General features: G+C 51.5%; 8 protein-coding genes. All 8 read right to left on the reverse strand.

The window, feature by feature from the left end:
- Positions 1–3 precede the first annotated feature (3 nt).
- The 8 genes from DC28_RS04300 to DC28_RS04330 all read right to left on the reverse strand — a co-directional run bounded on the left by DC28_RS04300 (position 4) and on the right by DC28_RS04330 (position 11,790).
- The gene (locus DC28_RS04300) at positions 4–2,151 is read right to left on the reverse strand and encodes a sensor histidine kinase (RefSeq protein ID WP_037546283.1); all 2,148 of its coding nucleotides are present in this window, start codon (positions 2,149–2,151) and stop codon (positions 4–6) included.
- A complete protein-coding gene (locus DC28_RS04305) occupies positions 2,129–3,733 on the reverse strand; it encodes a bifunctional metallophosphatase/5'-nucleotidase (protein WP_037546284.1) in 1,605 nt (534 codons plus the stop codon). The genes DC28_RS04300 and DC28_RS04305 overlap by 23 nt, the downstream gene beginning before the upstream one ends.
- Before the next feature lie 7 nt (positions 3,734–3,740).
- Positions 3,741–6,122 carry a glycoside hydrolase family 31 protein gene (locus tag DC28_RS04310; RefSeq protein ID WP_037546286.1) on the reverse strand — a complete coding sequence of 794 codons (2,382 nt, stop codon included), beginning with the start codon at positions 6,120–6,122 and terminating at the stop codon, positions 3,741–3,743.
- 235 nt (positions 6,123–6,357) lie between these two features.
- On the reverse strand, positions 6,358–7,596 hold the full coding sequence (gene rsgA / locus DC28_RS04315) for a ribosome small subunit-dependent GTPase A (RefSeq protein WP_052078447.1): 1,239 nt from the start codon (positions 7,594–7,596) through the stop codon (positions 6,358–6,360).
- A complete protein-coding gene (locus DC28_RS16150) occupies positions 7,593–7,991 on the reverse strand; it encodes an RNHCP domain-containing protein (protein WP_342585329.1) in 399 nt (132 codons plus the stop codon). Before DC28_RS16150 ends, rsgA begins: the two co-directional genes overlap by 4 nt.
- Positions 7,992–8,479: 488 nt before the next feature.
- Positions 8,480–9,289, reverse strand: coding sequence for a transcriptional regulator (locus tag DC28_RS04320; RefSeq protein ID WP_037546287.1), 810 nt, complete (start codon positions 9,287–9,289; stop codon positions 8,480–8,482).
- An 11-nt stretch (positions 9,290–9,300) separates the two neighbouring features.
- Entirely contained in the window at positions 9,301–9,999 is a 699-nt protein-coding gene (locus tag DC28_RS04325; protein WP_037546289.1) for a potassium channel family protein, read from the reverse strand.
- 6 nt (positions 10,000–10,005) lie between these two features.
- Positions 10,006–11,790 (reverse strand): TrkH family potassium uptake protein, encoded by a 1,785-nt coding sequence (locus DC28_RS04330; RefSeq protein ID WP_052078448.1) that lies wholly within the window; start codon positions 11,788–11,790, stop codon positions 10,006–10,008.
- Positions 11,791–11,842 lie beyond the last annotated feature (52 nt).

Consider the following 11,842-nt stretch of genomic DNA (forward strand, 5'->3'; position numbering starts at 1 on the left):
GTATCATGGACCAAGACTCCGAGCCAATGCAGCTTCTAACTCATCCTCCATGTATTCCCGTGAGATTACTGTGATCTTCGGATCGTCTTCTGTCCGAAGACTGTTTTCTTCATCGGGCACGAGGATAATTGGTATATCTAAACCAAACCGTTTTCGTATTGCAAATAGGAGCTGTTGGTGAGATACCTTCCTGCACTGTCCGATGACTACAACAATACTCGGGTCAAGCTCGTAGTTAAACTTCAGATTGGCAAGAAAATCAGTCCCGTCGACAAAATTCTCTACAGCTAGGTGGAATGTATCAAGGCAGCGGGTAACCACATCAAAATCCTGGGGAGCAGGGCAAAGCACAAGGCAATTCCGAAGGGTTTCTGGTTCTACTCCCCTGCCGGGATCCTCCTCCACCAAGAGGGGAACAGCACAGGTAATGCATACACCGTTCTGGGAAGTATCCACCCGTAAGCGACCGCCCTTTATCTCCACCAGCCGCCGGGCGAGGGCAAGGCGAATTGGCTCCCCCCAGGATTTATCGCCAGGGGAAGACATACCCTGGGCCTTACGAATATGCTCCGGTGGTTCATGATCGCCGCCTCCCGGCACGGAGGCCTTGCCTGCGGCCTCAAATACCAATACACGGAACTGTCCAAGATCTTCGGCACAATATACCGTAAGGCTCATCCGGTGGAGCCGAAAACTGTCTCTGAGAGCTAGTAAGATATTCATGAGCAAGAAGGTTAAGCGGACCTCATCGCCACCCACCTGCTCAGGCACCTCAGAAGTAAGTTCCAGTTCAAGCGCGCAATCCTGAAGGGCCATCGTCGTTGTCCACTCCAGAGAAACCTGATGTAACACCTCCCGGATGTTAAACCACCCATGACGAATCCTATCCACCCCAGATTCAAGCCGAGCAACGTCCATTATTTGTTCAAGCAGAGCCTCGAGTTGGCGGGACTGCTCATGAATAATCCGAACATATTCCTGTTGCATCCCCCGGGAATCCTCCTGAAGCAGATCCGAGAACCCAATTATAGTATGTAGGGGATTCCGCAGTTCATGGCTCATACTTGCAAAAAAGATCCGCTGAGCCTGCTGAGCTTGTTCAAGCTCCAAGGTTCGCTCGGCAACCACCTCCTGCAAATTCTTGGTATACCCGCTTAGGGAAAGGGCCATGGTATTGAAGACCGTTACCAACCGCCCTACCTCATCATGTATCCCCGGCTCCAGGGGACTGTAGGACCCTGTTTCCAAGACTGTATTGAATCCCTGGGCGGCGGAACTCAGAGCAGTGATCCGACCTATCAATCTGCTCTGCAGCATCCAGTACACAATCCCGAGCATTACCAGGTAAAAAAGGAAAAAGAGAACGGCGACAACCTCAATTTGCCGATTTGCCCATGGCGTCCCTTCCGCCGCAAGGCTAGTTTTTACCAAAAGGGCCGGACCCCCGAAGGCTTCCAGCGAAAATACCTCTTGGGTGGAGGTTGCCGGGCTGCCGACTTGCGCCAACTCTTCTCGACGTACATACACCTCTGGGAGATTCGACAGAACAACCCGACCCTTTTCCCGGTTGAATACCACATAGTTAATGGAAAATGCATCCTGGATGAACCGCCAATGTTCCAAGGGAACACGTTTTACCAGTACAAGTGAAAGCTCCCCGCTAATCTCCGGAAGCAACCGGAGCATCCAAAGGTTTTGGCCATCCTCAAGGAGCACGTCACGCGGCCGGCTTCCCGTGGCGGCCATCTCTATGGTAAGCGTTTCAGTATGAATCACCGGTTCTTTTGCAGCCGGCACTGTAAAGAGTACGAGCCCATTTGAATTCAAGCCAAATATTTGATCTACGCTCAAAAAATTTTGTTGATCTATCCACGAGGAAACGTGTACATACGCAGACTGTTTCGGCAGACCGCGTTCAATGATTCGATGGGCAACCATCAGGGAGAGTTGGGTATCTTCTAAATACCCAATAAAAACCTGGGCACCGTACCGCTTCTGGGAATCAAGGGTCCGCTGGATTTCTCTGGTGTAGAATCCGGTGTAGACAATAAAAAACAGAATCAGGGGGATCAATAACAGGCCGCTAAATAATCCAAGCAGCCACAATCCGAGGCTCCGCTTTCTCAGATTATTGACGGTGGATTCTCCCATCAGTAACTCCCTCGACTTCCCCCTGCGTGCTTAGGGCATCACTGAGAATCGAAACCGTGGTTCGGGGTTCAATCCGCGAAGGCTTTATTTCCCAATCCTGGAAAAACGTGTATCCATCACCGCCATCAAAAATATATTTCTCCACGGCTAGGGAATACACACCATCTAACCTCAATGGACTCCCCGCAATCGTTACAGCCTCCGGGGAAAGAACGTACCCCTGATCATCCACCGTGTATGCAAAACGAATTCCGGAGACCATCAGGAACCCCCTCCCCATTTCAGGATGCCCGATAAACTCCAAACTATAATTCAAGAGAGACAAGATCTGCTCACCCGTCAATTCCATAAAAACGAGATTTCCACCGAAGGGATAGGCTCTGTACACATCCGCCATGGTGATTTCCCCTTCCGGTAGCCCATGACGCATTCCACCTGCGTTTATGAGCACTGCATCAAGCTCGAACTCCTGCCGAAGGAGATCGGTAAATAGATTCCCCAAGGCGCTCTCTTCCTCAAATGAATGGTCTATGGGCTGATCTGCCCTGGTGAGGGGCGTATCAAGAATACCCTGAGTCAGAGCCTTTACCTGGGATAAAATAGGTTCCAGGCGCTTCGAGGGCTGAACGGTACTCTCTAAAACGGGGATTTCCCAATACTGGGAACTAGAGGGATCAAATACCGTCACTAGCTGTCCGCCGATGATATCCTCATTATGTACACCGAGGATCTCGGTTTCTGCCAGAGCAACGCTATCCGCTAGGGATACCGCTCCATCCCCGGATGAGTCACCGGGATTGGAGTCTGGATCGTCAAAATCCCATTCGGTGATTCGATACAATCCAGATATGGTTTCACCATCGACGCCGGTCTCTATAATATCCACATCCGGCAGAGCGGCTATTTCTAACAGGATCCCAGGCAGAGTTTCGCCATCGAACACCCCAAATCCCCCGGCGATAACCATCACCTTCTCAACGCCCCCAAGTCGCAGGACCTCCATCTCCTCCAAGACTGCCTCAAGGGGATCAATGAGACGTATCCCTTGGATGTGTTCTGGAAAATTCTGCGTTGTTACCTGGGGGGGAGAAAGGCCGATAATACCGAATCGCCCATCTTCACTTACAATAGATCCTTTGATAAATGGAATCCGCGCCCCGAAGGTATCCCGAATATTCGCACCCAGGAAGGGGAAGCTAGCCCGTCTAGCCTGTTTTTCAAGGATTTCCATACCGAAATAGAATTCCCTGACCCCGACGATCAGGGCATCAAACCCCATAAGGTTCATAATATCAACGAGTGGAAGTCCATCGGTTACATATGATTCGGGAGTACCGTAGAGCATATTGTAGGTACCCAAAAGCATGAGCTCCCGGCGGGGATTTTCTGCAGCGACTGTGTCGACCGCTCCGGCGATGAGTCCCAATCCACCCCGGTAATCATCCTCCTCTGCCTGGGGAAATACCCCACCCCGGAGGCTATAGACCTGCACCACTAGGGGTTCCGGACCCGAATCACTGCAACCCGAAACGGTAAGCAGGGCTAATAGAGGAATAACACTGAGAGCAATCCGTATTTTCACCCAAGTACTATACCACAACTGGATCGTTCCCGATATGGCTAACTGCTACCTCCACCCCAGCCAAGGATACCACACCCCTTGTTAGCGAGTAGGAATGGGAGATGCCATCAACCACAACCTCCAGGACAGACCAGTGCCCCACAAGCTTCGGAAACACCCGGACAGGGCCGAAACCTGAAGAAATCCGGGAGATCCGAAGAGCAGGAACCCCGTCAGGCCGAATGTATCCTCCTACTTGAAATTCCGAATGATCCCCCTGCAGATAGTCCTGGCTCTCACCGTCATCGGCATGGTACACAAGGCTCTCCCCCGGCCTATCCGAGGGAGGATCCCCCTCCCTACCGGCCCGGGGTACAAATAGCAGGGTGATAGAAGTGAGATCAATCCGGGGACTTCTGTCATCTTCCTCCGGGGACCGGAGGGGAATAACTGCATTTTCCCGAAAAAACAGGGGGGTTGTATGAACAGTCGTCTTAACGGATACCTGCCGGGGCCCTGAGATCCATGATCCCGAGAGGATTGAGTACCAGGCTCCAGTCGGGATACGCACCGAGCGTTCAGTATCCCGGGATGTCAGGATCGGTGCATGGAATATCCAAAACCCCAGATAATATTGATTATCCAGGGTAGTCAGATCAAACTCTGCTGAATCTCCAGGGGTTTCGTGATAAACCATGGGTCTCATGATGGGCTCGCCTGTTTTCTCATGATGAACAAAAAGGCTGTAGATATAGGGGAGAAGTCGGTACCGACTCTTTATATATTCCCCCACCACTTCAAGGGTCAGAGAATCTCTGGTCCACGGCTCCTGATCCGCCGAAGACAGGACGTTATGATTTCTGAAGAAGGGGAATAAAAACCCGGCCTTATACCACGCCCTCATAAGTTCCGCTGAAGCATCCCCAGCAAATCCCGGCACATCGGGTCCGTTGAAGGGGATGCCGGATACACTCAGGCTAAGACTAATAGCTATGGTCCCAGCTAGATGATGATCGTTGGAAACATTATCCCCCGTCCAAACAGCAGAATACCTGCTTGAGGATAAAAATGCACTCCTACTCAAGACAAAGGGCCTCATACCGGGATGAGCCAGTTCAAGCCCGGCCCGGGTTGCCTGGGCCATGCCTAGGGCATACTGATTATGGTAGGTCATATGATTATCGGCCCCATGGTTAAACCGCATATCCTCCAAGGGACTTGAGCCTGTGGAAGGATCATTCATGTCGATCCAGTACCCGCTGAAGCCCAGGCCGGTAAATTTCTTCACCTGGTCTGCCCACCATTGCCTGACCTCAGGAAGGGAAAAATCCGGAAAAACCGTGATCCCCGGCCAAACAAATCCGACATAATCAAGATCCTCCTGGGTTTTACAAAATATATTCCGGGAAACCCCATCCCGATAGACGTCCCATGTCTCATCGCGTTTTATTCCGGGATCTAAAATGGGTATGATGCGATTCCCCTGGTTGGACAGCCCTTGGATGGCATCGGAACCACCCGGGAATCCCTGCTCCTCCAGGGTAAAGACCCGGTAACCCCGCATGTATTCAATATCCAACCACAGCCCGTCGTTCGGTATGCCATGACGGATGTAGCCCTGGGCTACCTGCTCCAGTTGCTCCTGGGACTTATAACCCCATCGGCATTGATGATGCCCCAGAGCCCAGAGGGGAGGCAGGGGAGTACATCCTTGAAGCCGCTGAATCTTAGAAACTACCCCGGCCATGGTTTCATCCACGATTACATAGATCTCAGGCTCTCCGTCCTGGGCTCCTACGTACCAAAGGGGATCAGGCTGGATATTTTGAAACGCGAAGATTCCCTCCTCAGCCCCGGTATTCATAAACGGCGCACATGGATTATTCACCACCAAACCCGTATACCGAATACACCCATCCACTATCTTCCTCCGGATGAGTACCGGCAGAGAAACGTACATGGGATCCGTCTGGCCGCTCTCAACCTCCTTCATGGAGAAGTCGCCAAAAACATCGGTATTCCAGAATTGGGTTCGTACCCCGGAACGTTCAAATCCCTGCTTCTCACCCATTCCGAAAAACCCCTCATCACCATCGAGGGGAAAACAAACCATCCACTGAGATCCGTTCACCCCGAAGGCCTGGTCCGCCAATCCCTCCAACACCACCTCTCCCTGGAGGGTTAACCGGACCTGCCCGTCAGCCGTAACGGTTCCTTTAACCCTGGAGTCTTCCCGGGAGAACGCCTGATCTTCTAATACCGCCTGGCTGTAACTCCCCTTCGGCCATCGTTGTAGATTGGTGACCGACAGACGGAATACATCCCCTCCCAACTTCTCTAATATGAAAGTTGATTCATCGTTTTTACTGAAAGAAAAGTTATAGGGCGTAGGAATCTTATGAAAATACACAATGAGCCTCCGGAAGTCTTGAGATAAATGGGAAAATGTGTGATACAATGCAGGAACGAGTAATTTTTACTTGTATGGCAGACCATCCTTCCACGAACCCCCATGTACCCCCGTACTGAAGTGGAAGGATGGGACTGCCTTTTTTTATGGTATCATGTTTTCAGATTTTGTAAACCGGTTTTTTAAACCGATTTAGTAATTTCCTTGCGGTCTTTTTCAAGGGCCTGGCCATGGTCTAGGTACGGTCGGATTTGCGAAATCCCCGCATCTCCTTGGAAATCTGTTTCCAAAACCGTTTATTGGCGGATAAAGCCTTCGGATCTACCTGTCGCTCAATATAGGCAACCTCGCGTTTCATATCCAGATACCGCTGAAAGCGCTGATATTCCAGCTCACCCGAGGCCAGGGCCCCTTGAACTGCACAGCCGGGCTCACCCTGATGACGACAATCAGAAAACCGGCAATACTCCGATAGTGCTTCAATCTCTGGAAACCCTCCATCCACCGTATCCGAACCACCCCAAATCTGAAGTTCCCGCAGTCCCGGGACATCCAAGAGTAGATTTCGCCCTACACGGTACATCAGTTTGCCCGTGGTAGTATGGCGGCCTTGAAAATCCGCCCTCAGGCCACCCTCCTTGGCCGGAAACAACCTGTCCCGCCCGGATGCCCCCTCGGCTGCCCTTAATGTATTTATTAGGGCGGACTTCCCCACCCCGCTTTTACCGAGCATGGATACGGTGGATACACCCCGGGCCGAATCAAGCTCCTCCCGTAAGGTGTCCATGCCCAAACCGGTTTTTGCAGAGGTAAGGATGACCGGGACTCCCGGCGCAGCGGACTCGGCCTCTAGAATGCATCGCTGTGCATATTCAGTATCCGCGCAGTCGGCCTTATTGAGCACAATGACCGGTTTTGCCCCGGATTCCCAGGCGGTAGCCACTGCACGTTCAACAAATCCGGGAACAAAGTTCCTACCGCCGTCCAGGGAGAATACCAGAATAAGGCTCTGCAGGTTTGCACAGATCACCTGCTGCTGAATGACTTCCCCCGCTACCTTGCGGCTTACCTCCCCCTGCCTTGGCAGAATGTACTGAATTACCAGCCTCGGTTCCTCTCCCGCCTCGGCATCCGCTGGAATCCCCGCCTCGGGAATCTCAACTCCCACCCAGTCACCGGGAACAGGAAAATCTGCCGGACCTGCTGCCCGGTACGCAAAGGCGCCGCTGACCCTCCCATAGGCCTCCCAAGATGGATGGAAGCCCTCGGATCCGTCTTTCTGATCACCGGCAGTTGCGGCGCCGGCTAGGCGGTAGCGGTGGCGGTCTTGGCCAATAACCCGGCACGGAACCAGGCCCAAGCCGGGACCCGGTCCCTGCCTCCAAGCAGCCGCCCAAGACTCGTTCCATCCCCATTGGGATAGACCTGAATTAGCCGAAAACTGATCTGTCTGGTTTTCTGTATTCTCTTTCATACCGTACTCTCCTGACCGAGCCGCATAGGAAACGGCAGGGCCGATAGGGGATGTGCCGCTAGACGCAGTAACGTATTTTCATCATCGTCCCCTGCGATTCTATTGGTTCTAATGAATCCACAGGCAGTACAACGATGGATAATGCTCCATTCTTTGTTTCGCTGGACCCAAATACCGATCGGTTCCATCAAACCCCTACAACCGGACCGCCTGTCCCCCGGGCGAATGTCCATATGCCGGCTGTATAGGCAATACGGGCAGTGATTTCGATTGCTCGTTCCATTGGCTGTGGGTGTTACAGCTCTTCCACAGTGACTGCAGATGAAACTCTCATGAGTTGTGTGAATATATTGTTGTTGTTGTCGTGACATAACCATCGCCTCGCGTTTTCTCATAGCCCAAAAGAGAACTCAGAAGCCCGGACTTTGGATGAAAACCTTAGAATCCGGACAGTCCGACGAAGGTGATGAAGGATATTAGGACAATTCTTGCCCCAGAAACCTATAGATACACCGTTCTCCTGGCTGCGTAAAGTGTGATTCCCGCGCTGGATAATGTGATGTCCTGTTTTGTGAGCGGATTAATATGCGAGAGAGCTCGAAGGGAAGGAAAACCCGGAATACCGGGAAGGAAGGAAGGGTACTGACAAGGTTTTAATCAATCAGTACTACGAAATACTTACCAGATTCCGTCCCTAAAACAGGCCCACTTTTTCTACCAAGGCTGTCATTAACTACCTCCGTTACATAATGATACCGGAATAATACACCGGTCTTGAGGAGTATGGCAAGTATTTTCAGGGTAGGGATTACTAAAAACAGAGTTTAAAAAACCATGTGAGGATCCCGTGGACGAGGCAGCCGTCGGGTCACAAGGCAGGTTACTACTGCCCTTTCTTATTGGTCCTTCCGCCCAGTAAGCGGGAAGCCAAACTCCAGAATCGGTTCGGCTGCTGTCCAGCCGCAGCCTTATCCCCGGGGTCCTGAGTAGCGGCGGGACGCTCCAAGGGCCTTATCTCAAGAGCCTTGGTTCCCAGGGTACAGATGACATAGGCGATTTCACCCCGCTTATCCAGTACCGGGGTGAATTGCATGGTTTTACCACCCCCGGTACCGCTTACAGGAATATGGCTGCGATCCAACTCCGACAGTATATGGGGGATTTTTATGCCCGGAAGGAGTGTGGTTAGGCTCTCATTCAGCAGCTTCCCCGGATTACTTTCGAGTTTTTTCGCAAAATTTGCCGAAACGTATCGGATTACTCCCTTCACATCCAGGATCACTATAGGCTCTTCTGAATGGCTGGTTAGAATTCGGACCAGGCTGGATAAGCCGTGGATCTTTAGGGCTCGCCGGGTATTGAGACCGATTATTTGCTTGTTATAGGTTAAAAACAGCTCTCCCAAGGGTCCAAGTCTGCGTTTCCAGAGGTCCGAATCAGCAGCATACACCGAGCGCTGGGAGAACAGGGCCTCCGCCCGGTACAGATTTCTCTTGGCTGCCACCACCACTGAAACCACAACGATCAAGAGCAGAGCAGCGATCAAAAAACAGGCAAATAGTAAGGCTTCCGCCTGAGTTTTTAAACCCGCCTCCTGGTAAACCAGCCGATATCCTGCGACACCGAGCCCAAGGACCCCCCCTAGGCCGATCAGGGATACCAGCCAGAACCCAATCTTCCGAAGTAACATCATCCTGGGCCTTCCTAGACGTGTTTGAGTTGTTCGATATCGCCGTTGTACCCCACTACAATAAGGATGTCATCCTCTATCAACGGCTCATTTCCCTGGGGAAACACAAGATTCTCTGTGCGGATACTATTCCCTTCCTCATCCACATCCAGGGCATTTCGCTTGATCGCTACCACGGTTAGTCCTAATTTCTGCCGGAGAGAGAGGCCGGCCAGGGTCTTCCCGTAAAACTCCTCAGGGCAGTATACCTCAGCGATGCTTATATCCTTTGAGAGGGGGGTGCGGTCCAACACCTGGGGGGCGATAAGCCGTACTGCCAGCCGTTCACCCTCATCCTCTTCAAGGTTGATGATGTCGTCTGCGCCGACCTGAATAAGGACTTGTCGATGGATGTTGGTCAGGGCTCGGGAAATTATATATTGCACGCCATTGCGTTTAAGCAATGCCGTTGCGAGGATGCTTCCTTCGATATTATCCCCTATGGCAACCACTGCTACATTTACATCCTCCAGAGCGATCTGGGCATACCCCCCCTCATCGGTAGCATCCATCACCACGGCCTGGGTGACCATATCCTTAACACCCTCAATGCGACCTGGATCGCTATCAACCGCAATGACAGAAGCACCCCGGGATGACAGCACCTCACAAACCCTCCGTCCAAAGGTACCAAGTCCGATTACTGCAAACACGTGTTCCTGTTTTTTTGCCATATCTACCTATCCTATCATGAGTTCTTTTTCTGGATATATAATCCTGGATGGATTCACCCGGGTGCCCAGGGCGGTAAGCAGGGTTAGAGGCCCTAACCGTCCCATGAACATAAGCAGACTTACCACAACTCGTCCAGGATCTGTAAGATCACCGGTAATTCCCCGGGATAACCCTACGGTTCCAAAGGCTGAAACCGTTTCAAAGAGGAGGTCTAAAAAGGGACCGCTCTCAGTAATCAGTAACACTAACAGTCCCCCCAGCACTGCAACGATACCAAAGACAAATAACAGCAAGGCGTTGGTACCTGTCCGGGAATCAATAGCAGCCCCGCCAATGAGCACCTGCTCTTCTCCCCGGAACCGACTTCGAATATACGCAAGGATAACCGCTGCTGTATTCACTTTAATACCACCGGCCGTACTTCCTGATGCTCCGCCGATAAACATCCAGATTATCATGATAAGGGTTACACTCGGACCGAGGGGTGCCATGGGAACGGTGTTAAACCCTGCCGTCCGGAGAGTCACTGATTGAAAAAAGGCCGCAAGGTACTGTTCGCCTAGATTGTACTCAGCCATCACAGAGCCGTGTTCTAGGGCATAAAACACCACCATCCCCAGGAGGATAAGCACCCCAGTCATTACTAATACAACGCGACTATTTAGGGTCAACCGTTCCCGGATTTTTGATAGCCCGGACCATCGGATGAGATTGGTCATGACCGCAAAACTCAAGCCACCGAGAATAATAAGCAGCGCAATCCCTCCGCTAATGAGCAGGGAGTGTCGAAATCCCTCAAGACTGTCGGTAAAGAGGGCAAATCCGGCATTACAAAATGCGCTGATAGCATGAAAAACCCCAAACCAAATGCTCTGCCCGGTTGGTAACCCATGAATGATAAACCCCAAAAATAGAATTAGAGCACCGACCAACTCAATGCCAAAGGTCAGAAGGATTATTTTCCGCAGACCGCCGGCAATCTGGCGCATATCATCTTCGTTGATCATATATGCCAGCAAGACCTTATCATGGATCCCGATAGACCGTCGTAGGGTAACGATGGCAAAATAAGAGAGAATCATGATTCCAAGACCACCGATCTGGATGAGAACTAATATGCCCACTTGCCCCAAGACGGTGAAATGGGATGCGGTATCCACGACTATGAGGCCGGTAACACAGACCGCAGAGGTGGTGGTAAAAAGGGCATCAATGAAGTTGAGACCCAAGCCGTCCCGGGTGGTAAAGGGAAGCATGAGGTAAAATGTGCCCGTCAGAATCACCATAATAAAACTCAAAACCAGGGTTTGGGCTGGATGAACGGTGAGGTTATTGAGGAAGGTGCTGATACGGCGAATGCGGCCGAAGACCTTAAATACAAGGAAAAAGTTTCTGACTACAATGATGACAGCCGCATTGAAACCCTGATTGTCCTGAATCCCTGCAAAGTAGAGGTATTTATTGTAGATAAACAGGACAATGTACAACCCCAGAAATCCGATAGAAAACAGGTTCCTCCGGATGTAACCGCTCATGTACGGGGCTGAGGAAATATCCACCACCAGTTCGGTGATGATTAGGGCTGTCAACAGAAAGTCTATAACCTGAATAAGGATGAGGATCGCCGGCTGAGTAAGTTCGGCCTGCTCGAGAAACAGAGAGACGATGCTTAAAACCAAGGTGATAATCACCAGGGTATTCAAGAAACCCTGGACGGCCAACCGGCTGGTTTCCCGCCGGCTGGCTGCCTGCTGTTCTGTTGATATTCTGGGTTTTGGGGACCTACTCACGGATCAGAGTATAGTAAATTCACTTCAGGTCTTCTATAGCATGCCAGGGAAA

Source organism: Spirochaeta lutea, from assembly GCF_000758165.1.
In the GTDB taxonomy this organism is placed as follows: domain Bacteria; phylum Spirochaetota; class Spirochaetia; order DSM-27196; family Salinispiraceae; genus Spirochaeta_D; species Spirochaeta_D lutea.

What these genes read in the sequence shown, in the direction of transcription:
- DC28_RS04300 (WP_037546283.1), bottom strand. Translation starts at nt 2,151, where the DNA reads ATGGGAGAATCCACCGTCAATAATCTGAGAAAGCGGAGCCTCGGATTG.
- rsgA (WP_052078447.1), bottom strand. Translation starts at nt 7,596, where the DNA reads ATGAAAGAGAATACAGAAAACCAGACAGATCAGTTTTCGGCTAATTCA.
- DC28_RS16150 (WP_342585329.1), bottom strand. Translation starts at nt 7,991, where the DNA reads ATGAGAAAACGCGAGGCGATGGTTATGTCACGACAACAACAACAATAT.
- DC28_RS04320 (WP_037546287.1), bottom strand. Translation starts at nt 9,289, where the DNA reads ATGATGTTACTTCGGAAGATTGGGTTCTGGCTGGTATCCCTGATCGGC.
- DC28_RS04325 (WP_037546289.1), bottom strand. Translation starts at nt 9,999, where the DNA reads ATGGCAAAAAAACAGGAACACGTGTTTGCAGTAATCGGACTTGGTACC.